Here is a 22882-nt window from a genome sequence, read left to right on the forward strand (position 1 = left end):
TCCTGTCGTTATCTTTTTTCGATTCAAGTGTTCCACGTGGAACATTATCGCCGCGCCCTTGCAAAGGGCGCGGATTTTGTTAAAATATGCCTGAAGCCTCTCGCAGGAGGCCCAGCCCCGTGCGGCGAAAAACCACGAATCCCGTCAGGTCCGGAAGGAAGCAGCGGTAAGAGGATCTTTTCGGGTGCCACGGCTCTCTGGGTCTCCTGAGGGAGGCTTTTTCGTCGTGCGGCGCGAAAAAAAACAACGGCCGCCACGGAGAAGAGCGGGAGAAAAGCGCGACGCCGTTTTTCGCCGTTTCTCCGTGGTGGGGTTTGTTTTTTTTCTCTCTTTTGTAATTAAGCCGCGGGAGTGGAGCGGTGACAGATGGCCGGGCGGCGGCTATAATATCTTCGTTCGAATAAAAATGACCGACGGTCGTTATTTTGACTTGCCGTCTTGCGACGGCGCGAAAGGAGGCGGAAAGCGTGCCGAAACTCTCGGCCGAGAACAAAGAGTTGATCACGGCGGCGGTGCGGGACAAGGCCTTTGCGTGCGCCTGCGCGATGCTGCGCGAGGCGGGATGGCGTCGCTTCACGATGAAGGATCTGGCCGTGCGCATGGGCGTGGCCAAAGGTACCGTCTACAATTATTTTCGCGACAAGGACGCCGTGATCCTCTTCATCCGTGAAACTTTGGCCCGTCAGATCGCCGCCCGCATCCGGCGCGACATGGTACGGGAGAGCGACACCCGCCGGCTGCTGCGCCGCATCGTCTTGAAGTCGATCGAAGGCATGAAGGAGTTCCGCTTCCTTCATTTTGCCATCGGCGACGTGGTGATGAGACGGGCCAGTCCGGAGGGGACGGCCGCTGACGATGCGGCCATGGACTGCGTGCACGACGTTCTTGCCGCCGTCATGGAGCGGGGCATGAAGGACGGTTCGGTGCGCCCCGGCGATCCCGTCCTGATGGCGGCCGCGCTCCATTCGTCGCTGATGGGCGTGGAAATGGGCAGCCGCTTTCACTGCGGCCTGGACACGAATTCGCAGAAGATCCGCGGGCTGATCGCCGATCTGCTTCTGCGCGGCATTTGTACGGAGGAAAAATGAAAGTTACGGAAACATCATTGAGAAGGCCGGTGACGGTCGTCGTCCTGACGCTGGCACTGGTGTATTTCGGGCTGTTCTCTTACTCCCGCATGGGCGTGCAGCAGACCCCCGACGTCGATCTGCCGGTCGTCATGGTGACGACGACGATGACTGGCGCCACTGCCGCCGTGATGGACAACAACGTCACCGACGTGCTGGAAGAGCAGATCAACACGATCTCCGGCATCGAGAGCCTGAGCTCGTCCAGCTACATGGGCGCGGCCGTCACCGTGGTGGAGTTCGATCTGGCCCGCGACATCGACGCCGCCGCGGCCGACGTGCGCGACAAGGTCAACGCGGCGCAGGCCGATCTGCCCGACGAGGCCGATCAGCCCATCATCGCCAAGTACGACATCGGCGACTCGCCGCTGGTGATGTTCTCCATCGCCGGCGACGCGCCTTACAAGGACAAAGTCTATTTCGCCGACAAGGTGGCCAAGGTGCAGTTCCAATCGGTCAACGGCGTCGGCAACGTCAGCATGCCCGGCATGCGCGAACGCGAGATCCGCGTCTGGATCGACCCGGTGCGCCTGCGCTCGCGCGGTCTGGTCGTCAGCGACCTTTCCAACGCCATCGCCAGCAAGCACGTCGAGCTTCCCGCCGGCAGCCTCAGCATCGACCGCTTCAAGATGGACCTGCGCATCGAGGGCGAGTATTCTTCGGTGGAGGAACTCAAGGGCCTCCCCATCACGACGCGCAACGGCGTGGTGATCCGCCTCGGCGACGTGGCCGACGTGGAGGACGGCTTCGAGGAAGAGGACAGCGAAGCCTTCGTCAACGAGCGGTCCGCCATCGTCATGAGCGTCATGAAGCAGCGCGGCGCCAACGAGGTGGAAGTCTGCGACGCCATCGTCGCCAAGTTCAACGAGATGCAGGGACTGGTGCCCGAGGGCATCACGATGCAGCAGATCTACAACAAGTCCGACTTCATCCGCCGCTCCATGAACGGCGTCGGCGGCGACATCATCCAGGCCGTGATTCTCTGCTCGCTGCTGATGCTGTTTTTCCTGCAGACGTTCCGCGCCACGTTCGTGACGGTCATCTCCATGCCCGTCTGCCTGATCGGCAGCTTTTGCGTGCTGTCGTACCTGGGCATCACCATCAACAACATGTCGATGATGGCCATCTCGCTGGCCGTCGGCATGGTCGTCGACGCCACCACCGTCGTGCTGGAGAACATCTACACGCACATGCACAAGGGGCTGCTGCCGTTCGACGCGGCTCTCAAGGGCACGAACGAGGTCGGCTTCTCCGTGCTCGGCGGCGCCCTCACCACCATCGGCGTGTTCGCGCCCATCGCCACGATGGGCGGCATCATCGGCCGCTTCTTCTACGCCTTCGGCATCACCGTCGTCGTCACCATTTCGCTGTCGCTGATCCTCTCGCTGACGCTGACGCCCTTTGCCTGCTCGCGCATTCTGCGCATCACGCCGCCCGGCCGCGCCGCGCAGTTCTGCGACGCGCTGCTGCGCTCTCTGGAACGCGGCTACCGCCGTCTGCTCACCGCGGCCGTGCATCACAAGACCGTGACGCTGGCGGCCGCGCTGGGCATTTTCGTCTTCGGCGTCTTCGTGGCCGGCAAAGTCGGCTCCACTTTTTCGACCAACGACGACCAGGGCATCTTCATCATTAACTGCGAACTACCCTCCGGCACCGAGATCGAGGAGACCGGCCGCGTCATGCAGAGCGTCGCCGACGTGGCGCGCCGCCATCCCGGCGTTATGCGCACGATCATCTCCGCCGGCTCCGGCAGCGGCGGCGAGTCGAACAAGGGCAGCATCTACGTGCAGCTGCTCGCCCGCAAGTCCCGCGAGGCCCAGGACGTCGTCATGAACGATGTGCGCAACTCCGTGGCCGGCTTCCGCGACGTGACCATGAACTTTACCACGTTCGGCGGCAAGGACGTGGAAATGGTCATGTCCGGCGCTCCCACGGAGACTCTGGCGGCGCTCGCCCAGAAGCTTACGGCCGAGATGAAGACCATGAACAAACTGCGCGACGTCGAGACCGACGTGCGCCTCGACAAGCCCCAGCTCAACATCTCCATCGACCGCAACATGACCGACGCCATGAACGTCGACGTGCGCTCGCTGTCCACGGAGATCCAGGCCTACTTCGGCGGCGTCAAGGCCGGCGTGTTCAAGGAAGGCGGCTACCGCTACGACATCCGTCTCATGGCCCGCCGCGGCCAGCGCTCCAGCCTTGAAGACCTGCAGATCGTCTCGTTCAAGAACGGCGCCGGCGAAATCGTGCAGGCCCCCGGCCTGATCACCGTCACCAAAGTCATGGCCCCCAGCGTCATCAAACGCTACGGCCGCCAGACCGCGCTGACCATCTCCGCCAACGTCACCAGCGATTATTCCATGGGCGAAGCCATGGTCTACATTCAGGAGCTCGGCAAAAAGTACATTCCCGAAGGTTCGGGCATCACCCTCCAGCCCTCGGGGCGCACCAAGAACATGCAGAAAGAGTTCGCCCGCCTGTTCACGGCGCTGCTCATCGCCATCTCGCTGATGTACGTGATCATGGCCGTGCAGTTCGAATCGTTCCTGCATCCCTTCACGGTCATGTTCTCGCTGCCGCTGATGACCCCCGGCACCTTCTGCCTGATGTACGCGATGAACGTCAAACTTGACGTGATGGCCTACATGGGCATCATCCTGCTCGTCGGCATCGTCGTCAACAACGGCATCATCCTCGTCGACTTCATCAACCAGAACCGCCTGAGCGGCATGGACAAAGTCAGCGCCGTCATCGACGCCGGCCCGCGCCGCCTGCGCGCCATCCTGATCACATCGCTGTCCACGCTGATCGGCGCCATTCCCGCGGCGCTGAAGCTGAGCGAAGGCTCCGAGTCGCGCCAGCCCATGTCGGTGGCCATTTTCGGCGGGCTGTTCACCTCCACGCTGCTGACGCTGCTGGTCGTGCCCGTCGTCTATCTGGTGCTGGACAACGTCAAGGAACGTCTGGGACGCAAACTGTTCCAGAAGGCGCTGCCTTAGTTGAAGTTGAAAGAGAGGAGAAGCGAACATCATGAAAAGAATCCAAGCTGCCGCGCTGGCGCTCTCGTTTTCGCTGCTGGGATTTCCCGCGCTGGGCGCGCCGGCGGCCAGCTCCCTTCAGGCGCTGCGGAACGCCGCGCGTCCCGCGGCCAGCGCCGCCGGCGACTCAGAAGCGGTCATCCTCACCATGGGGCGGGCGCTGAGCATCGCGTTGGACCGCAACTTTACCGTGCTGACGGCGGAGCAGAACGTGGAAAGCGCCAAAGGGCAGAGCAAAGCTGCCGGCGCCGCGCTCAACCCGCAGCTGAACCTTCAGGGGCAGGGAAGCGCCTATGACAACATTCCGAACTATCCCGACAACGAACTGGTTTCGCGCGTCACCGTCAGCCAGAGCCTTTATTCCGGCGGCAAAAATCAGGCCCTGGCCCGCCAGGGAAAGCTCGGCGTCAAACAGGCCGAGCAGAACCTGCGCGACGCCCGCGAGAGCGTGGCGCTGACCGTCTGGAACGCCTACTGCGAAGTGCTGTACCGCCGCGAAGTGCTGCGCAACACCGAGAACGCGCTCGACTACTACACCAACGCCGAAAAAGAGCTGAAAGAGCGCGTCGTCTACGGCCTCTCCACCAACCTCGACCTCACCCGCGTGCGCCAGCAGAAAGAAAACGCCCGGGCAAGCAACATCGCCGCCGGAAACAATCTCGAGGCGGCACGCATCGAATTGTGCCGCCTGCTGCGCATGCGCCCCGAGACGAACCTCGCCCTCTCCGGATCGCTCGAGGATAATCTGCCCAAACTGGAAGACACCCGCAAAATCCCCGACGACGTCGAGGCGGCCGTCCGCGAAGTGCTCGAACGCCGCGGCGATTATCAGTCGCTGCGCTACGCCGCCGCCTCGCGGAAAGACGAGATCGCCGTGGCGAAAAGCGGCATGCTGCCCACGCTCAGCCTCAGCAGCGGTTACCGTTTCGGCTACACGTCGAGCGGCCTCGGCGGCGTCTCCGACAAAAATCAGTGGACCGCCTCGCTCACCCTCGACGTTCCCGTCTACGACGGCGGCAGCACCAGCGGCAACGTCCGCGCCGCCAAAGCCGGACTGAAGGCCGCCGAGCACGCCTTGGGCGAAAAAGAGGACAGCATCAAGGCCGAACTCGCCGACAGCTGGCTCAGCCTTCAGAACGCGCTGGAAACCCTCAACGCCGGCCGCGCCAACCTGCAGCTGGCCAAGGAGAGCCTTGCTTACGCCGAATCGGGGTACCGCGAGGGCGTCAACACGCAGATCGACGTGCTGCAGGCCCGCAGCGAGCTGACCGACGCGCTCCAGCTGCTGGCGCAGTATCTTCGCGACAGCCGCGAAGCGCAGGCCGGCCTGTGGAAAGCGCAGGGCATCCTCATTGAGCGCGCCCTGCTTCAGGAAAATCTTCGCGGCAGCGCCGCCGCTCCGGCGAAAAGCGCCGCTTCCGGAAAGAAGACAAAGTGAGGTCGATACACATGAAATTCGCCAAAGTCGGAAAGTATCTTCTGCCCGCGCTGCTTGCCGCCGCGCTGCCGGGCCCGTGCGGCCCCGCGGCCGCCGCGTGGTTCGGTTCCCGTGCCGAAGCCCGCGCCAAACAGCCCGCCGCGCCGCTGCCCCGCGTCGAAGTGGCCGTCGTCAAACGCCTCAGCAGCGTGCAGCAGGGCATCAACACCACCTCCACGCTCCAGGCCCTCGAAGAAGTGATCCTCAATCCCAAAGTCACCGGGCGCATCGACAATCTCGTCGTCGCCAAGGGCGACCTCGTCGAGGCCGGCGACACGCTCGTCGTTCTCGACAGCCGCAACCAGGAAGCCGAGTACAACTCCATGCAGGCTCAGGTCGCCGTCAGCAAAGCCGAGCTCTCCCAGTCCGCCGTCACGCTCGCCGACGCCAAGCGCGAGCTCGACCGCTACAGCCGCCTGCGCAAGTCGGGCTACGCCACCCAGCAGGAATACGACACCCGCAGCACCACCTATCAAGCCGCCGTAGCCGCCAACGCCAAAGCCGCCGCGCAGGTCAAGCAGGCCCAGGCCAATTTGGACGCCCAGGCCGTGCTGCTCAGCGAATACCAGCTCAAAGCGCCGATTAAAGGCGTCATCCTCGACGATTACGACCTCACCCTCGGCGCTCTCGTCAAAGACGCCACCAACGTGCTGCGCATCGGCCGCGTCGATCGCCTCAAGGCCCGCGTCGACATCCCCGAGCGCGACATGGGCCGCCTGCGCCTTGGCATGGACGCCGTGCTCACCTTCGAGAGCCTGATCGGGCAGACCTTTTACGGCACCGTGACGCTGATCGATCCCTACATCAACACCTCCACCCGCACCATTGGCGCCGAGATCACCGTCGACAACCAGGCCACCGGCTTCAAGCTGCGCCCCGGCATGTTCGCGCGCGTGCTGCTGGTCGAAACCAGCGAGGAGAACCCCCTCGTCATTCCCACCGAAGCGCTGCGCGCCGACGGCTCCGTCATGGTCGTCCGCGGCGGCAGGGCCGCGATCCAGAAAGTCGTCACCGGCGCCGCTACCGGCGGCATGGTCACCGTCTCCGACGGGCTGCAGATCGGCGAAGACGTTGTCGTCTCCGGCGGCAACAACGTCAAAGAAGGCGACGAAGTCGAGTTCGTCATCACCGCCGAGTAGGCTCCAACGACTCCCGCCGCGAAGCGGCGGCGGACGGCCAAACAAGAGCCGCCGCCAAGACGCCGGGAAAAACGGAATAAGCCGGCCGCTTCGCGGCGCAAAGAACGAGGGCGGATGATTGGAATCGATCCAAACATCCGCCCTCGTTTTTGTTTTTTGAGGATTCATGTTTTTCTCCGCGCGGCGGCTTCTGTTGTGCCGTATGGATTTTGTTTAAAAGTTATTATCCAGTCAATAATTATATATTTGTCTGAATTACAGGCATTTTAGCAGGTTTTGTCTATTGTCCGTAAAAGCATCTTTCGTAAAATGGCAAAGTAAAGTGTGCTTGAGAAGTCTGGAACACAAGCAGGAGAGGTGGCGCGCATGGCCAAGGTACGGCAGACCACGTGTGAAGAGCGGCTGGAGATCGTCAACTACTACCTCGACAACGGCGCCGACTGCCTCAAAGTGATCCGCAGGTACGGCGTCAGCTACGGCCAGATTTATTCATGGATCAACAAATACCGCCAGTACGGCGCCGCCGGCCTGCAGGATCGGCGCGGCACCGGGCGCGGCCTCGGCGAAGCCGACGAGCTGGGCGAGACGGAAAGGCTGCGGGTCGAGAACCGCCTGCTCCGGGCCAGCATCAAAAACCTCAAGGAAGAGCGCCATGTGCTCAAAAAACACCTCTCTTACCTCGAGCGGCGCATCGCCGGCGGACAGGCCGGAAGCGAAGAGCACTCCGCGTGACCGAAAGCGTGTGGCGAACCTCCCGCCGGGAGGCTCGTGCATCATAAAACAACATTTCACGGCCGCATCAGGCGTGAAACGGGACGAAACGAAAGCGCGACGGGCGAGGAAACGTGGAAACTCCCCACAAACGCGGTTCGGAACGGTTCGTTTCAGCCCCGAACGGCCGGGAAACGGCGTCATGAGACGCCGCAAATCATGGTTCCGTTTTGAGGAGGAGTTTTGAGAATGAGTATGAAGAAAATGCTCGCCGTAGTCGCCGCCGCATCGCTGGCGGCCGCAGCCGCGCCGGCGTTCGCCGCGAATCCGTTCAGCGACGTGCCGATGAACCACTGGGCGTACGACGCCGTGGAGCAGCTGAGCGCGAAGGGAATCCTGGAGGGTTATCCGAACGGGACGTTCAAGGGCAACCGCGCCATGACCCGCTACGAGATCGCCACGATGGTGGCGCGCATGATGGCCGCGGGCGGCCTGAGCGGTGAAGACCTGGAGAAGCTGAAGGCGCTGGTGGTGGAGTTCCAGCCGGAGCTGGAAGCCTTGGGCGTGAAAGTGGACGGCTTCGACAGCCGCCTGAGCGCGCTCGAGAAGGGCTTGGGCGGATGGAAGATCACCGGCCAGATGCGCTTCGACTACAACGCGTGGGATAACGATGTCTTTGATAGTAAGGGAGAACCTGTGGGGGCTGGTCATGACGGCTTCACGATGAACCGCGCCCGTCTGTTCCTGCACCGCGACCTGAGCGACGGCGTCAGCTTCGACGCCCGCTGGCACAGGGGTAACTTCGACCGCTGGTGGGTCACCGCCAAGGACTTCATGGGTCTGGAAGGCCTGACGATGCGCGGCGGTCAGTTCTACCTCGACTGGGAAGACGAAGACGGACTGTACGACGACAACGACGCGTTCAACATGGACGCCAACTATCGCGGCTTCGACCTGAAGTACAACCGCGGCATGTTCACCGTCGAGGGCTTCGCGGCCTCCAACCAGGGCGGCAACATCTACGCTGACAACGCCAGCGACGAGTACTACGGCGCCCGCCTGAAGTTCGACTTCAGCGAGAAGTTCTGGCTGAGCCTGAACGGCCTGTGGTACAACGTGGACGACGTGAACTACAAGACCTACTGGGCCGGCCTCGGCTTCAGCTTCATGGACGGCCTCGAGCTGAAGGGCGCCTACTACATGGAAGACATCGACGGCGCCGCCATCGACGATCCCAAGGCGTTCAAGGTTATCCTCGACGTCAGCCAGGACGTGCTCAAGTTCACCAGCCTGTGGGTCGAGTACGCCAAGTTCGACGAGGGCTTCTACATCGACAGAAGCCCCTGGTCCTTCAGCGACATCGACTGGCCGGGCGATATTTCTGATGGCGTCATCCTGCCGGACGACGTGGACGTCCTCTTCGTCAAGGCCAAGCAGAAGTGGAACGACAAGTGGAGCACGATCGAGCGCTACGTCAAGTATGACATCGACAGTTTCTGGGATGCCAAGGAGTGGTCTGTGGCCATCGGTTACCAGTACAGCCCCAACCTCTACTTCGAGCTGGCCTATGCCGACATGGACGGCAGCTTCCTCGCTCCCGACTACGACAACAACCAGATCCGCTTCCGCACGCTGCTGAACTTCTAAGCGAATCTCTGCCAACGCAAAAAGCGGGGCTGCTTCGGCAGCTCCGCTTTTTCGCATCTTCGCGCGTTGTGAAAAGTTCGTGACGCGGCGCGCGCTTTGAGGTATGATCGATTATATTGGTGACGCTGCGGCAGAGCCTCGCCTTTCGTCCTGCGACGGCGGCGAAGCCTGCGGGGAGCGTCGGAAAGGCGGCCGCCATGGATTTCACGAAGAAAGAGATACAGAGCGCGTTCTGGCAGCTGCTGGAAGAGCGCCCGTTCGGCAAAATCACGGTGAAAGCCGTCGTCGCGCGCTGCGGCGTGAACCGCAACACGTTTTACTATCACTTTCAGGACCTTCACGATCTGCTCCGCAAGTCCGTGCTGAGCTGGCTCGACGATCTGTTCGCCGACGAGCCGACCGCGGCGGCGGTCGTCGCCAAACTGTCGCAGCGCCGGGCGGCCGTCATGCACGTCTACAAGTCGCTGCCGCGCCAGGCGTTCATCGAGGAATTGGGCGTCTGGGCGCGCTACGCCGTGGCCCGCTGCGTCGGCGAAGGCCGGCTTTTCGCGGAGAAGGAGAACCGGGAGCTGCTGCTTTCCGTGTGCCGCTTCGCGCTGCTGGGGTTCCTGCTGGACTGGCTGGAAGGGGACATGGGCTCCGACTTGGGGAAAAGTCTGTCGCGCTGTGCGGAACTGCTGAAAAATTTCTCCCTCCCTCCTAGTTCGAAGGCTCCGCGCTTGTAACTGAGGCGGCGAAATCGCGGGCGCGTCGCGTGGAGCGACGGAAATTCTCGGCAAGATGGAGAAGCTTTTTCTCCCTCTTGCTTTTTTTGTCCTTTGTGGTATCATCCAACTGTCGGTTATTGCTTTATCATGATAAACTATTAACGGAGGAGCGATGCCTATGGAGACCATGAAAGTTGACGTGCCGGCGGAGGTGAAGGAGCGCTTCGACGCCATGCTGGCCCGATTTTCCCGCGAGAACAACGTGACGCTGGTCGTCCGCCCCGACCTCCCCGCCGAAGAGCAGCCGCGCCACTGATGAGAGCGATTCTCGATGAAAAAGGCCCGACGGTCGCGTGACCGTCGGGCCTTTTGCGTTTGAATGTCAGGATCGGACGAAGTGCACGTTCTCGCCCGTTTCGGCGCGGCTGGATCTGAACTGGGCCATGGGCTGATCTTTGGCGGGGAAGCCGAGCGCCACGGTGATCATGACGCGACGTTCGGCGGGCAGGCGCAGGAACTCGCGGATGGCCGGTTCGACGATCAGCGTGTAGGCGATGATGCAGCTGGCAAGGCCGTGCCCGGCGGCGGACAAGCACAGGGTCTGCGTGAACATGCCGATGTCGAGGAGATGCAGGGGGCTGGGCTCGCCGTCCATGCAGACGATGGCGGCTGCCGGCGCGTCGAAGAAGCGCAGGCAGCGGCCGATGAAGCTTTTCGGCTCCCAGCCCTGGCGCTCGAGAACGGGTGCCAGAGCGCCGTTCAGTTCGCGGGCGCGGGCCTGCCACGCGGGCATTTCCCGCCCGGCGTGCATGGGCACGCCCCGGCCCTGATGAAAGGCTTCGTCCATCTTTGCGCGCAGGGCGTCGAGGCGTTCTCCGGCGACGACGTAAACTTCCCACGGCTGGGCGTTTTTGGCCGAGGGCGAAAACGTGGCGTATTTCAGCACCGACGCGAGCAGTTCCGGCGCCGGCGGCGTGTTTTCAAAGGCGCGGCAGGACCGGCGCGCGGCGATGCCGGCCAGCAGTTCTGTAGATTTTTCATCGTTCATTTCGTGATTCCTCCCCGGGAAATCAATGATTCCCTTGAAAAATTATAACGCCGGCCGGGAATGCCGGCAAGCGGACGTTCGCGCCCTCCGGGGCGGAAACGGCGCCGCAAAGCCGCCCCTGCCGCGGCCTATGCCGTCGCCGCCCGCCTGCGGCCGGCAAACCATGCGCCGATGTCGTACAGGGGAACGTTGACCATCCATTCCTGCTCCCGGTACGGCGAAAGCGACGTACGCACGCTGAGGGCGGGGCCGTATTTGGCATGGAAGGCTCTCAGGCTCTTGGCCTGAAGGTTCTCCGCCGCCTTGACCTCGACGGGAAGCAAATGTCCTCCCGCTTGGACGAGAAAGTCGATCTCCCCGTCCGAGCGCTCTTCCGAAAAATAATATGCTTGAAGGCCGCTGTCGGCGATGAGCTGTTGCAGAACATACTGTTCCGTCAGCGCGCCTTTGAACTCCTCGAAGAAACGGTTTCCTGCGAGCAAGGTTCGCCGGTCGAGTCCGCTCATGGCTGCCATGAGGCCGACGTCGAGCATGAAGAGCTTGAACTGCGAAGGTTTGGCGTAGGCCGAAAGCGGCAGCCTCGGCTTCGAGACGCGAGGCACGAGGTAGACGAGTCCAGCGTCGTGCATCCATTGGAGCGCCAGTTCGAAATCTTTCGCCCGGGCGCCTTCGCGGATCTGCCCGAAGACGAAACGCCTGTTTTCCTTGGCGAGCTGGGCAGGAATCCCGTTCCAGACCTGAAGTATCCGCCGCACGGTCATTTCCGGAGCGTGTTTTGAAAAATCGCTCTGATAATAGATTTCCAGGTTTTTCTGCACCTCGCGCACGGCTTCGCAGTCGCCGGTATCCAGCCATGTTTGAACGGCTTCGGGCATGCCGCCGGTGAAGTAATATGTCTTCAGCTGCTGGATGAAACGAGAAGAGAATACGTTCATCATGTCCGTGTCCGCCGTTCCCAGCATTGCGCAGAGCTCTTCCATGCCGCAGGCGTCGAGGAATTCGCGGAAGTGCATCGGATACAGGTTCAGAAAGTCGACCTTGCCGACTGGAAAAGACGTTCCCGGATGAACGGTCAGCCCCAGCAGCGAACCAGCCGCGATGACCTGATATTCGGACGCGTTCTCGCAGAAGTATTTGAGCGCCGTCAGCGCAGCCGGGACTTCCTGCACTTCGTCGAACAGAATCAACGTGTCTTCGGGCGTGATGATTGTTCCGGATTCGACCTGCAGGCCGTTGATCAGACGCGGGATGCCGAAATCGCCGTCGAACAGTTTTTTCAGGCTGTCGTTATGCTCGAAATTCAGATAGACTGTTTTCGTGTAATGAGTGCGTCCGAATTCTTTCATAAGCCATGTTTTGCCTACCTGACGGGCGCCGTGGATGACGAGAGGTTTGCGCCGAGGGTTTGTTTTCCACGCTTCAAGGCGTGTCATTGCGTATCTTTTCATGCTCTTGCCTCCGTGAGGGGATGTTTTTATTCTATTACAAAAAACGTAAAAGATCAACAAAACTCGTCCGTAAAAGTGTAAAAAACTACATTTTCACGGACGAGTTTTTGTTGGCGGTCTGTCATGAGTTCTCGCACGAAGCCGAACGAGAGGGAGGATTCCCTTCGCGCCGGCGTAACCGGGGCGAGGCGTGCGCATTTTTGCCCCGACGTCTTTTCGGCGTCGTTCTGCCGTGTCGTGCGGGCCGTCTTCTTGCCGCCGCCTGCCGCAGACTATATAATCGTGGCGGAGCGTGCGAGGAGATGTTCCGGCCCGGGGCGGGCGGAAAATTTTTTCGGGGAGATGAAGCTGAATGGTGCGTTTAAGATACTGGAGCGCGTTTTTGGCTGTCGCGGCGCTGGGCGCTGCCGTCCCGGCCGCGGCGCTGACGAAGGAGGAAGTCGACGCCCGCTGGCAGCGGCTGGCGGCGGCGCAGGCGGCCCGCGCGGTGGGCGAGGCGAAAGCGGCGGAGCTGCGCCGGGCGCTCGACGCTCAGGTTATCGAGGGTTCTTTGTACTCGCTGTGGCGGCGCTGCGTCCGGGGCGAGGGGCCGCAGCGGCTGCAGGCGGCGTGGAGCGTTCTGCGCGTCCACGTGCCGGGCGGCGACCCGAGCCGCTGGAACGAGGTGGGCTTTTTCGAGCTGCCGTCGGAAACGCCGCGGGCGTTCATGGTGATCGACGCGCTCTATGCGGCGCTGATCGAACTGCCGCGCCGCGAAGGCGGCGAATGGCTGGCGGCCGGGCTGCTGCGCGATTTCGCGCGCTCGCCGCACGGGCGTTACGACTTTCTCGGCGTCTGTCCGGCGCCGGTGGCCGAGGCCGTGGCGGACATTGCGGCGCGCACGGGGCTGAGCGGGAACTGGCGGCCGCGCCGGGTGGTGGGGCGTCTGCCGATCGCCCGTCCGGTGCGCGGCACGGTCACCGACTCCTATGCGCGCGACGAGGACATGCAGTTCCTCGACGGCGCGGGCATCCCGGCGAGCAATGGATTTTACGCTTGGGACCGTCCCTCGGGGCGGATCTACCGCATCAGCCTGCACGACCGTAAGCTGTTTTTCATTCCCGGTTTTTGAGCGTCAAAGAAGATGAGAAAGGGAGTTGCGAAATGACGGAGAACGAAACGAAGGCATCGGGCATCGCCGGCGACGCGGGCTACGCGGCGCCGCTGTACGAAACGCGCGCGGAGGTGCCCGAGGCGGCGCGCTGGAAGCTGGAAGACATTTACGCTGCGCCGGCGCAGTGGGAGGCGGAAGCGAAGGAAGCGGAAGCGACGGCGGCGGAGCTGGCGGCCTGCCGGGGGCGCGTGATGGGTTCGGCCGCGTCGCTGCTGAAGGCGATCACGCTGGACGAGCGGCTGGACTATCTGCTGGGGCGGCTGTACAGCTACGCGGTGATGCGCAGCCACGAGGACACGGCGGCGGAGGGGCCGAAGGCGCTGGCGGCGCGCGCCACGCAGCTGAGCGTTCGGGCGGCGGAGGCGTCGGCGTTCCTGTCTCCGGAGATCCTCGCCGCCGACGAGGCGAAAATCGAGACCTTTCTGGCGCAGGAGCCGAAGCTGGAGCTGTACCGCCTGATGCTGCGGCGCATCCTGCGCGAGAAAAAACACGTCCTTTCCGCCGAACAGGAAGCCGTCATGGCGGCGATGGGCGAGCTGGCCGGGGCCCCCGACGGGATCTTTTCGATGCTTGCCGACGCGGACATGCAGTTCGGCGAGATCGCCGACGAAAAGGGCGAAAAGCGGCCGCTGACGCAGGAAAGCTACGGGCGCTACATCTCTTCGCCGGAACGCCGCGTGCGCCGCGAAGCGTTCGAGGGCATCCACCGGACGTTTGCGAAGTTCCGCAACACGCTGGGCGCGACCTATGCGGCCAGCGTCAGAAAAGACGTTACCTTCGCGCGCCTGCGCCGCTACGGTTCGGCGCTGGAAGCGTCGCTGTACGGCAACGAGATCCCCGTTTCCGTCTACGACGGCCTGGTCGCGGCGGTGAACGAAAAGCTGCCGGCGTTGCACGAATACGTGGCGCTGAAGAAAAAGGCCCTCGGCGTGGAGCGCATGGAGCCGTGGGATTTGTACGCCCCTTTCACGAAGGAACTCAAGCGGACGTTCAGCTACGAGACGGCGCAGAAGCTGGTGCTCGAAGCCGTCGCGCCCTTGGGCGATGAGTACGCGCAGGCCATGCGGCGCGCTTTCAGCGAGCGCTGGATCGACGTGTACGAGAACCGCGGCAAGCGCAGCGGCGCCTATTCGTGGGGCTGCTGGGGCGTGCATCCCTACATGCTGCTCAACTACGGCGGCACGTACCGCGACGTGTCGACGCTGGCCCACGAGGGCGGGCACTCCATCCACACCTGGCTGTCCAACGCGGCCCAGCCGCAGGTCTACGCCAGCTACACGCTGTTCGTCGCCGAGGTGGCCAGTACGGTCAACGAGACGCTGCTGGCGGAGCATCTGCTGGGGAACACGGGCGAGCGCGAGGAGAAAATCTTTCTGCTGAGCCAGCAGCTCGAGCTGATCCGCCAGACCATCTACCGCCAGACGCTGTTCGCCGAGTTCGAACGCGACGCGCACGCTCTGGCCGAAAAGGGCGAGCCCCTGACGCCGGAACTGCTGAACCGCATGTGGAGCGAACTGTACACGCGCTACTACGGCGAAGAAGTCGGCGCCAATTCCGATCTGGCCGCGGAATGGTCGCGCATCCCGCACTTCTACAGCGCTTTTTACGTCTATCAGTATGCCACCAGCCTTGCGGCGGCGCTGGCGCTGGTCGACCGCATCCTCGCCGGCGGGCGCGCCGAGCGCGACGCCTATCTGAACCTGCTGCGGGGCGGCTGCTCGAAGGACCCGATCAGCCTGCTGCGCGACGCCGGCGTGGACATGAGCACGCCCGAACCGGTGGAGCGGGCGCTGGCCGTGTTCGAGCGCAAAACGGCCGAGCTGGGGAAACTGCTGCGGTAAAACGGCTTGCAGCGGCCGGGCGCCGGGATTTTAACGGCGAGGATCCGTTGCAATGCATTTAACGAAAAACGTTCGGCCGGACGCGCATGTCCGGCCGTTTTTTTGTGCTAGAATACTGTCAGGCAAGGTTTAAAATTCAGACAAAGAGGGGAGTTCTATGGATAAGCTGAGTCCCGTGGGCGTTTTCGATTCCGGCGTGGGAGGCTTTTCCGTCGTCAGGGAAATACAGAAAGTCCTGCCGGGAGAAGACGTGGTCTATTACGGCGACAGCGCCAACATGCCTTACGGCAACAGATCGGGCGAGGAAATCCTGCATCTGACGCGCCAGATCCTCGCGTTTTTGGAGCGGCGCGGCGTCAAGGCGGCGGCCGTGGCCTGCAACACGATTTCTTCGCTGATCGATCGGTACCGCGACGATTATCCGTTCAAGATTTTCAGCGTCATCGAAGCGGGCGCCGCTTCCGTGGCGACGCTCGACGCCGACTGCGTCGGCGTGATCGGGACCGTCTTCACGGCGCGGTCGGGGGCGTACCATCGCCTCATCAACGCCGTCCGGCCGGGGATGAAGGTCTGCGTCCAGGGCTGCCCCAATCTGGCGCGCCTGATCGACGGCGGCGACCTTCGCCCCGAATCGATCGATCCCGAGCTGCGCGCGGCGGTGGAGCCGCTGTTGGCCCAGGCGCCGATCCGGCACCTGATCCTGGGCTGCACTCATTATCCGCTGGTTTCCGGACACCTGAATCGTCTTTATCCGCAGCTGACGCTGATCGACCCCGCTCATGAGCAGGCGCTGGCGGTGAAGCGTTTTCTCGAAGCGCAGGGGCTTCTCAACGACGCCGGCTCCGGCAGCCTGGAGCTGAACACGTCCGGAGACGCGGCACAGTACGCCGAGGCGGCGCGGCGCTTCGGCCTGAAAGAGCCGCGCGCGATCAACACCGTCGCGGTCGCTCAGCCGCTTTAGACAGAGGGCAAAAATGCCCTCCGCGCTCTCGACGGCGCAGGGGCATTCCCGGCGGCGCCCAAACGCGCCGCCGCAACGATCGTCGAACGCCGCCGTTCCCGGCGGCCAAATCAGAGGAGGCTGGTTTTTGTGAAGATGAGAAGAATTGTTTCCGCGATGATCGCCGCGTTGACCCTGGCGACGGCCGCTTGCGCCGCCGACGTGGCCCTGACCTCGATCGGCCAGGGACCCGATGCGATGATGGTGAAAGTGGTCATGCGCGCCCTGAAGGTGACTCCCGATTATGATGCGCTGATGAGGCCCGAAGCGCTGCAGAACCAGAAAGTTTTGGTCGCCGTCGTCGGCGGCAGCTCCAAGGGGCTTGGCGCGGCGGGAATCGACAAGGAAGAAGAAGTGGCGCGTGCGAAGGCCCTGCTGGACGCGGCCGCAAAGAAGGGCGTGAAGGTCCTGATCATGCACGTGGGCGGCGAGGGACGCCGCGGCACTCTGTCCGACCTGTTCATCAACGCGGCGGCTCCTTACGCTGACGGCATGATCGTCGTCGACGGCGGCAACTCCGACGGGTTGTTCAACAAGTACGCCGACGAAAGGAAGATCGTCATCCAGACCGCTCCCAACGTGAAGGGAACAAAGGAGCCTCTGGACAAGCTCCTCGCCGACTGGAACGCGGCACAGTAAGGCGCGCCCATGGAGTGGTTCTGGCCGGAAGGTTTTTATACCTTCCTCATGATCGCAGTTTTCGCTTTTGGCGCTTTCCGTTGGAAGCTGCCTATCGCCGTGGCCATGGCCCTGGCCGCGATCGTGGGCGCGCTGGCCGGCGGCGAAGGGTTCCCGCTCCGTCATTTTGTGGAAGGGCAGTTCGGCTATCTGAACACGATTCTTGTGATCGCCACGGCCATGGTCTTTATGAAGGTCATTCTCAGGATCGGCCTGCTTGACGCGCTGTCGGCATGGCTGATTCGCAGGTTCCGCCGTTTCCCGGCGCTGCTCAGTATCGGCCTGATGCTGATCGTCATGGTGCCCGGCATGATCACTGGCTCGTCCACGGCTTCCGTGCTGACCACGGGAGCGCTGGTCGCTCCGGTGCTGAGGGCGCTCGGAGTCGACAAGGTCAAGACGGGCGCGATCATCTCCATGGCCGCCCTGCTGGGCATGATCGCGCCGCCGATCAGCATCCCCGCGATGATCATTTGCGCCGGCGTCGATATCCCTTACGTGGGCTTCGCGCTGCCGCTGCTGGTCTGCACGATGCCGCTGGCGGTCGTCTACGCGCTGACGATGATCTATCCCGCGATCCGTAAAGGCGAAGACACGCAGGCCCTTGAAGCGCACCTGAGAACGATGGAGCGCGAGAAGCTCGGTTTCCGCCTCGCTCTGCCCGTGATCGTGCTGGTGGCGCTGTTTGTCGTCGAGCAGGCGCTGGCTTCCGTCTGGCCGGGGCTTGGCATGCCGCTGATCTTCCTCGTTTCCGCGGCGGCGGGATTCTTCGCGGGAGTGAGATGGAACTTCGTCGACACGGTTACCGAGGCGATCGACGACTGTCTGCCCGTGCTCGGCATCCTCATGGGCGTGGGCATGTTCATCCAGATCATGACGCTGATCGGCGTGCAGGGCTTTATTGTCGTCTCGACGCTGAGCCTGCCGAGCTGGACGCTCTATCTTGGCATCGCGCTGATCATCCCGTTGTTCGGAGCGGTCTCGTCTTTCGGCGCTTCTTCGGTGCTCGGCGTTCCCTGCCTGCTGGCCATGCTCAGCAAGGATTCGGTCGTCGTCGCGGCGGCTCTCAGCCTCGTGGCTGCGCTGGGCGATTTGATGCCGCCGACGGCGCTGGCCGGCATTTTCGCCGCGCAGGTGGTCGAGGAGGAGAACTATTTCAAGATCCTCAAAAGGTGTCTCTGGCCGAGCTTCATCCTCGACGTCTGGGGCATTCTGATCATCGTCTACAGCAACGATATCGCTGCTTTGCTCAAGTAGGGAGGGAAAGCCTGATGACGCTAATCTACCGAGGAATCGTGCTCTTCGTGCTGCTCTTCGTGCTGCGCTGCATGTTCAAAGAGCGCTCGTTCTGGAAGCAGGTCACCGGCGCGATGGTGCTTATACCGCTGGTCCTCCGCCTGCTGATGATCAAGTAAGGAGGCCGGCGTGATGGAAGAGAGATCTAGGGTCAAAGGCAGTCCTCTCACGGCTGTGGCGCTGTGCGCCTTGGTCGGGCTGATCTGCTGGCTGACGGCGCGGTCGTTCATGTCCATGTGGAAGCCGGATGTCTTGTATCCGGCGCCGGGCTTCGAACGGCATATGCTGTCCGAATGGGAACCCGCCTTGAAAGGGACTCACGGCGACACGCCCGTTTACGTTCAGAAGGGGGCCGAAGAGGGGGGCACGGTCTTCGTTATGGGCGGCACGCATCCTAACGAGCCTGCCGGCTATATGGGCGCCGTCATGTATCTTGAGCGCGCGCAGGTGAAAAAGGGGCGCCTGATCGTGCTGCCCTGCGCCAATATGTCGGCGTTCACTCACAACTCGCCTCAAGACGCGGCTCCCCAGCGCTTCCACATTCCCCAGGAAGGAGGAAAGGCGCGGGTGTTCAAGTACGGTTCGCGCGCCACCAATCCAATCGACCAGTGGCCGGAGCCCGATGTGTATATCCACTATCCTTCCGGTCAGAAACTCGATGGCGGCTCGCGCAGCAATCTGAACCGCTCCTATCCCGGAACGAGGAACGACGGTCTGACGCAGCTGGTCGGCCTCGCCATCGTCGAACTGCTGAACAAGGAAAACGTCGATCTGGCGTTCGACCTTCACGAAGCTTCGCCGGAATACCCCGTCATCAACGCGACGGTCGCTCATGAACACTCCATGGAGCTGGCCGCGATGGTCACGATGGAACTCGAGATGATGGGCATTCCCATGCGGCTCGAGCCTTCGCCGGTGAACTTCCGCGGTTTGAGCCACCGCGAGTGGGGAGATCACTGTCCTAATGTGATCCCGATCCTGATGGAAGCCGGCAATCCGGCGCAGGGGCGTCTGCGCGGCCACACCGATGAGGCGCTGGTGCTCACGGGGCACGACAAGGCTTACATGAAAGCCGCCACGCTCGGCGTGCTGTTCATCCCCTACGTGGACCGGCAGCCGCTTGAATTGAGGACGGCACGCCATGTCGCAGCCGTGAGCAAGTACGTCGAACTGCTTGGCGACGTGCGCCCCGGCAAGGAAATCGTCGTGGAGGGCATCCCTTCGTATGAAGAGATCAACGAAAAGGGGCTCGGCGCCTGGCTGGCCCCGGCGCAATAAACAGTCGTTTTATGAGGTTGGGCTTTAGGGCTGCGGAGCGTTTTGCAGTCTCAAAATACAAAGGAGGGAACGGTATGAAGAAATTGGGCGCAACGTTGGCATTGGCTCTGGTCGCCGCTGCTGCATGCGGGGCCGGCGCTGTGGAGGTCAAGGATGTTTACGCCGAGCATGGCATGGTGGCTGCGGCGCACGAATTGGCGGCCAAAGCCGGCGTCGAGATCCTGCAGAAGGGCGGCAATGCGATCGACGCGGCGGTCGCCACGGCTCTGGCGCTGAACGTCGTAGAGTTCAACGCTTCCGGCATCGGCGGCGGCGGATTTATGACCTTCTATTCGGAAAAGACGAAAGACGTGATCTGCCTCGATTACCGCGAGCAGGCTCCCGCTTCGGCCACCAAGGATATGTTCGCGTCCGAGCAGGCCAAGAAGGAAAAGTGGTCGGCCTACGGCGGCAAGTCCGTCGGCGTGCCCGGCTGGCTGAAGGGCATGACCTACGCGCTCGAGAACTACGGCACCATGACCTTTGCCCAGGTTGCCGAACCCGCCATCCGTCTGGCCGAGGAAGGCTTCGTCACCGACCCGGCCCAGAAGGGATTCATTCAGGATCACTTCGAGACGCTGAACCAGTTCAACGAGCCCGGCACGCTGCCTTTCTTCGACGAGGTCGGACTGCCCATCGAGGGCGGCACGCTTCTGAAACAGCCGGCGTTGGCCAAAACCTTCCGTCTGATCGCCGAGAAGGGGATCGACGTGTTCTACAAGGGCGAGATCGGCGAGGCCATTTGCAGGGCCGTGGAGCGCACCGGCGGCAAGATGACCATGGAGGATCTTGCCAATTATCAGATGTACGTCCGCAAGCCCGTCATCGGCACCTATCGGGGTTACCGGATTTATTCCGTGCCTCCCGCGTCGTCCGGCGGCACGCATGTGGTCCAGCTGCTCAACATCATGGAAAACTACGACGTCAAGAGCTTGGGATTCAAGTCCGCGAAGAAAGTTCATGTCTTCGGCGAGGCGACGAAGATGATGTTCGCCGACCGCAGCAAGTACATGGCCGACACTGCTTACGCCAAAGTCCCGCTGGCGGGGCTGCAGTCCAAGGAATACGCCAGGGAGGAAGCCGGCAGGATCACCGACGCGATCGTCGACAAGCCGGAAGCGGGCGATCCCTGGAAGTACGACACGGCGGAGAAGACTTCTTTCCTCGGCGGCATGGGAGACGAGCGTTTCTCGACTTCCAGCTTCTCCGTGGCCGACCAGTTCGGCAACGTCGTCACTTCGACCAACACGATCAACTTCTTCATGGGGTCTTCGGTGTTCGTGCCCGAGTACGGTTTTCTGATCAACGACGAGATGGACGACTTCGCTTCCAATCCGGAAAGCGTCAACGCCCCCGAACCCGGCAAGCGGCCTTTGTCCTGCATGAGCCCCACGATCGTGCTCGATCCCGAAGGGCGTCCTTTCATGAGCATCGGTTCGCCCGGAGCGACCCGTATCATCACCGCCGTGGCTCAGTGCATCATGAACGCCGTCGACCACGGCATGACGATGGACGAGGCGATCGAGGCGGCGCGCTTCCACAATCAGAGCGGCAACGAAATGAGAACCGAAAACGATCGCTACGACAAAGCGCTTCTTGACACGCTCGAACTGATGGGCTACAAGATCTCGCTGCAGGAACCGCTGTACACCGGCGGCGCCCAGGGCATCATGTTCGACTGGAACGCCAAGGGCACCGACAAGTTCCTCAACGGCGGCGCCGACAGCCGTCGTTTGGGAGCGGCCGTCGGCTTCTAGCGGGAAAAACGATCTTCATATTGACCGATGAACACAGCGCGGAAAACCGACGGTTCTCCGCGCTGTGTCGTGTGCGGCGCCGGGATTTCTCGGGGACCGTGATTTTCCGCTGCCGAAAGGGTTTGCCGCAATGGAGCGAGGCGGTCCGGTCGAAGTTCTTTCATCGCCGCGTCGAAAATGTTCTGTGCGTCCGTTGCGCGAGTCGCGACGGAGACGCCGTGAGCGCATATAATACCGCGCGATTTTATGGAGGCTGACGTTTTCTCGGGAAATGTTCCGTAAAATGCGGGGCCCATCGCGCCGCTGGCGAGGAATAACACGACGGGAGATCGCATAACGCCGCTTGGAATGTCTCTCAATACAAGGGGACGTCCTCTATTGTATACTTTGGTTCGGGGACTTCTCAAAACAAGGTTAAAAATGTATAATAACGCCAAGGGGAAGATTCATTTCTCTGAAGATTCATATCTTATTCTGTGGAGGGATACGGATGAAGAAATCAAGAGTTTTGGCAGTTGCGCTCGCGGGGCTTTTTGCCGCTTCGACGGCTTTTGCGGCCAGCCAATTCATCATGGGCACGGGGGGCACGTCGGGAACCTATTATCCTCTGGGCGGCGCCATTTCCCAGATCATCACCGACCATTCCGGCGGCAAGGTCGCCTGCGTAGCTCAGGCGACGGGGGCTTCCGTCGAAAATCTGAATCTGCTCAACGCCGGCGACATCGACCTGGCTCTGGTGCAGAACGATACTGCCGATTACGCCAAGCGCGGCGTGATGTTCTTCAAGGCCCCGCTGGCGAACGTGACCGGTATCTGCCGCATCTATCCCGAGCACATTCAGGTTGCCGTCAACGCCGACAGCGCCATCAAGTCGCTGGAGGACTTCAAGGGCAAGAATATTTCCGTCGGCGCGCCCGGTTCCGGCAACGAAGCGAACGCCCGCCAGATTTTCGGCGAAATCGGCCTGTTTGACGGCACCAATTACGTAGGGTTTACGCCTCACTTCCTGTCCTACGCCGAGGCCACGTCGCACTTCAAGGATCGCCTGATCGACGGTTTCACCTTCACGACCGGCGCTCCCAATTCGGGCATTCAGGAGATCGTCACGACGCAGCCTCTGCGTTTCCTCGAAATCAAGGACAAGCTTCGCGACGATATCATCGCCAAATATCCGTTCTTCGCCCCCGCGCTGATCGAGAAGGGAACGTACAGCGGGCTTGATCACGACGTCGAGACTATCGCCGTGCAGGCGTGCCTTGTGGCCCGCCGCGACATGTCGGAAGACGAAGCCTACGCCGTCACCAAGGCGATTTTCGAGAATCTCGAAGCGCTTGGCAACGCGCACGCCAAGGGCAAGAATCTGACGCTCGAACACGCTCTCGACGGCATGACGCTTGACATTCACCCGGGCGCTCTGAAGTACTACAAGGAGGTCGGCCTGGTCAAGTAAACAGGGCTCGGAAGTTTGGAGCTTTCTCAAACGGAAGGAGTCGTG

The 22882-nt window shown here is 62.1% G+C and carries 19 protein-coding genes and 1 other RNA gene; 18 read left to right on the plus strand and 2 right to left on the minus strand.

Annotation, left to right across the window (positions count from 1 at the left end; translation table 11 throughout):
* The first annotated feature begins 108 nt into the window (after positions 1–108).
* The 9 genes from ffs to FYJ74_RS02335 all read left to right on the plus strand — a co-directional run bounded on the left by ffs (position 109) and on the right by FYJ74_RS02335 (position 10165).
* Positions 109–207: signal recognition particle sRNA small type (ffs, locus tag FYJ74_RS02295), an RNA gene on the plus strand.
* Positions 208–467: 260 nt separating this feature from the next.
* Positions 468–1088 (plus strand): TetR/AcrR family transcriptional regulator, encoded by a 621-nt coding sequence (locus FYJ74_RS02300; protein WP_154527997.1) that lies wholly within the window; start codon positions 468–470, stop codon positions 1086–1088.
* Positions 1085–4129 carry an efflux RND transporter permease subunit gene (locus FYJ74_RS02305; RefSeq protein ID WP_154527998.1) on the plus strand — a complete coding sequence of 1015 codons (3045 nt, stop codon included), beginning with the start codon at positions 1085–1087 and terminating at the stop codon, positions 4127–4129. Before FYJ74_RS02300 ends, FYJ74_RS02305 begins: the two co-directional genes overlap by 4 nt.
* A 31-nt stretch (positions 4130–4160) precedes the next feature.
* Complete coding sequence (locus tag FYJ74_RS02310) at positions 4161–5606, plus strand: TolC family protein (protein ID WP_154527999.1); 1446 nt, start codon at positions 4161–4163, stop codon at positions 5604–5606.
* An 11-nt stretch (positions 5607–5617) separates the two neighbouring features.
* On the plus strand, positions 5618–6784 hold the full coding sequence (locus tag FYJ74_RS02315; RefSeq protein ID WP_154528000.1) for an efflux RND transporter periplasmic adaptor subunit: 1167 nt from the start codon (positions 5618–5620) through the stop codon (positions 6782–6784).
* Between the two features lie 366 nt (positions 6785–7150).
* The gene (locus FYJ74_RS02320) at positions 7151–7516 is read left to right on the plus strand and encodes a helix-turn-helix domain-containing protein (protein ID WP_154528001.1); all 366 of its coding nucleotides are present in this window, start codon (positions 7151–7153) and stop codon (positions 7514–7516) included.
* A 228-nt stretch (positions 7517–7744) separates the two neighbouring features.
* Positions 7745–9142 (plus strand): S-layer homology domain-containing protein, encoded by a 1398-nt coding sequence (locus tag FYJ74_RS02325; protein WP_154528002.1) that lies wholly within the window; start codon positions 7745–7747, stop codon positions 9140–9142.
* A gap of 197 nt (positions 9143–9339) precedes the next feature.
* On the plus strand, positions 9340–9867 hold the full coding sequence (locus tag FYJ74_RS02330; RefSeq protein ID WP_154528003.1) for a TetR family transcriptional regulator: 528 nt from the start codon (positions 9340–9342) through the stop codon (positions 9865–9867).
* Positions 9868–10027: 160 nt separating this feature from the next.
* A complete protein-coding gene (locus FYJ74_RS02335) occupies positions 10028–10165 on the plus strand; it encodes a hypothetical protein (RefSeq protein WP_154528004.1) in 138 nt (45 codons plus the stop codon).
* A gap of 66 nt (positions 10166–10231) precedes the next feature.
* On the opposite strand, the gene FYJ74_RS02340 is transcribed toward FYJ74_RS02335, so the two are convergent.
* Together FYJ74_RS02340 and FYJ74_RS02345 are read right to left on the minus strand one after the other, a co-directional pair.
* Entirely contained in the window at positions 10232–10897 is a 666-nt protein-coding gene (locus tag FYJ74_RS02340; RefSeq protein ID WP_154528005.1) for a nitroreductase, read from the minus strand.
* A gap of 128 nt (positions 10898–11025) precedes the next feature.
* Entirely contained in the window at positions 11026–12345 is a 1320-nt protein-coding gene (locus FYJ74_RS02345; protein WP_154528006.1) for an ATP-binding protein, read from the minus strand.
* 352 nt (positions 12346–12697) lie between these two features.
* Here FYJ74_RS02345 and FYJ74_RS02350 point away from each other — a divergent pair, with 352 nt between their 5' ends.
* The 9 genes from FYJ74_RS02350 (at position 12698) to FYJ74_RS02385 (ending at position 22837) form a co-directional block, all read left to right on the plus strand.
* A complete protein-coding gene (locus FYJ74_RS02350) occupies positions 12698–13456 on the plus strand; it encodes a hypothetical protein (protein ID WP_154528007.1) in 759 nt (252 codons plus the stop codon).
* A 32-nt stretch (positions 13457–13488) separates the two neighbouring features.
* Positions 13489–15339 (plus strand): oligoendopeptidase F, encoded by a 1851-nt coding sequence (gene pepF / locus FYJ74_RS02355; RefSeq protein ID WP_154528008.1) that lies wholly within the window; start codon positions 13489–13491, stop codon positions 15337–15339.
* 157 nt (positions 15340–15496) lie between these two features.
* A complete protein-coding gene (murI, locus tag FYJ74_RS02360; RefSeq protein WP_120371564.1) occupies positions 15497–16300 on the plus strand; it encodes a glutamate racemase in 804 nt (267 codons plus the stop codon).
* Positions 16301–16435: 135 nt separating this feature from the next.
* On the plus strand, positions 16436–16978 hold the full coding sequence (locus tag FYJ74_RS02365) for a DUF6305 family protein (RefSeq protein WP_154528165.1): 543 nt from the start codon (positions 16436–16438) through the stop codon (positions 16976–16978).
* A gap of 9 nt (positions 16979–16987) precedes the next feature.
* Complete coding sequence (locus tag FYJ74_RS02370; RefSeq protein ID WP_120371562.1) at positions 16988–18274, plus strand: TRAP transporter large permease subunit; 1287 nt, start codon at positions 16988–16990, stop codon at positions 18272–18274.
* 14 nt (positions 18275–18288) lie between these two features.
* Complete coding sequence (locus FYJ74_RS11590; protein ID WP_168170033.1) at positions 18289–18432, plus strand: hypothetical protein; 144 nt, start codon at positions 18289–18291, stop codon at positions 18430–18432.
* A gap of 13 nt (positions 18433–18445) precedes the next feature.
* Positions 18446–19591 (plus strand): succinylglutamate desuccinylase/aspartoacylase family protein, encoded by a 1146-nt coding sequence (locus FYJ74_RS02375; RefSeq protein WP_154528009.1) that lies wholly within the window; start codon positions 18446–18448, stop codon positions 19589–19591.
* 74 nt (positions 19592–19665) lie between these two features.
* Positions 19666–21387: a gamma-glutamyltransferase gene (ggt, locus tag FYJ74_RS02380; protein ID WP_154528010.1), complete on the plus strand. Its 1722-nt coding sequence runs from the start codon at positions 19666–19668 to the stop codon at positions 21385–21387.
* A gap of 490 nt (positions 21388–21877) precedes the next feature.
* The gene (locus FYJ74_RS02385; protein ID WP_154528011.1) at positions 21878–22837 is read left to right on the plus strand and encodes a TAXI family TRAP transporter solute-binding subunit; all 960 of its coding nucleotides are present in this window, start codon (positions 21878–21880) and stop codon (positions 22835–22837) included.
* Positions 22838–22882 lie beyond the last annotated feature (45 nt).

Source organism: Pyramidobacter porci (assembly GCF_009695745.1).
Lineage (GTDB): Bacteria > Synergistota > Synergistia > Synergistales > Dethiosulfovibrionaceae > Pyramidobacter > Pyramidobacter porci.

Excerpts from the sequence above, each read along its gene's own strand:
- ggt (WP_154528010.1), top strand. The coding sequence starts at position 19,666 with ATGAAGAAATTGGGCGCAACGTTGGCATTGGCTCTGGTCGCCGCTGCT.
- FYJ74_RS02320 (WP_154528001.1), top strand. The coding sequence starts at position 7,151 with ATGGCCAAGGTACGGCAGACCACGTGTGAAGAGCGGCTGGAGATCGTC.
- FYJ74_RS02310 (WP_154527999.1), top strand. The coding sequence starts at position 4,161 with ATGAAAAGAATCCAAGCTGCCGCGCTGGCGCTCTCGTTTTCGCTGCTG.
- FYJ74_RS02370 (WP_120371562.1), top strand. The coding sequence starts at position 16,988 with ATGGAGTGGTTCTGGCCGGAAGGTTTTTATACCTTCCTCATGATCGCA.
- FYJ74_RS02350 (WP_154528007.1), top strand. The coding sequence starts at position 12,698 with ATGGTGCGTTTAAGATACTGGAGCGCGTTTTTGGCTGTCGCGGCGCTG.
- FYJ74_RS02325 (WP_154528002.1), top strand. The coding sequence starts at position 7,745 with ATGAGTATGAAGAAAATGCTCGCCGTAGTCGCCGCCGCATCGCTGGCG.
- FYJ74_RS02385 (WP_154528011.1), top strand. The coding sequence starts at position 21,878 with ATGAAGAAATCAAGAGTTTTGGCAGTTGCGCTCGCGGGGCTTTTTGCC.
- FYJ74_RS02330 (WP_154528003.1), top strand. The coding sequence starts at position 9,340 with ATGGATTTCACGAAGAAAGAGATACAGAGCGCGTTCTGGCAGCTGCTG.
- murI (WP_120371564.1), top strand. The coding sequence starts at position 15,497 with ATGGATAAGCTGAGTCCCGTGGGCGTTTTCGATTCCGGCGTGGGAGGC.
- FYJ74_RS02305 (WP_154527998.1), top strand. The coding sequence starts at position 1,085 with ATGAAAGTTACGGAAACATCATTGAGAAGGCCGGTGACGGTCGTCGTC.
- FYJ74_RS02345 (WP_154528006.1), bottom strand. The coding sequence starts at position 12,345 with ATGAAAAGATACGCAATGACACGCCTTGAAGCGTGGAAAACAAACCCT.
- pepF (WP_154528008.1), top strand. The coding sequence starts at position 13,489 with ATGACGGAGAACGAAACGAAGGCATCGGGCATCGCCGGCGACGCGGGC.
- FYJ74_RS02335 (WP_154528004.1), top strand. The coding sequence starts at position 10,028 with ATGGAGACCATGAAAGTTGACGTGCCGGCGGAGGTGAAGGAGCGCTTC.
- FYJ74_RS11590 (WP_168170033.1), top strand. The coding sequence starts at position 18,289 with ATGACGCTAATCTACCGAGGAATCGTGCTCTTCGTGCTGCTCTTCGTG.
- FYJ74_RS02375 (WP_154528009.1), top strand. The coding sequence starts at position 18,446 with ATGGAAGAGAGATCTAGGGTCAAAGGCAGTCCTCTCACGGCTGTGGCG.
- FYJ74_RS02315 (WP_154528000.1), top strand. The coding sequence starts at position 5,618 with ATGAAATTCGCCAAAGTCGGAAAGTATCTTCTGCCCGCGCTGCTTGCC.
- FYJ74_RS02340 (WP_154528005.1), bottom strand. The coding sequence starts at position 10,897 with ATGAACGATGAAAAATCTACAGAACTGCTGGCCGGCATCGCCGCGCGC.
- FYJ74_RS02365 (WP_154528165.1), top strand. The coding sequence starts at position 16,436 with ATGAGAAGAATTGTTTCCGCGATGATCGCCGCGTTGACCCTGGCGACG.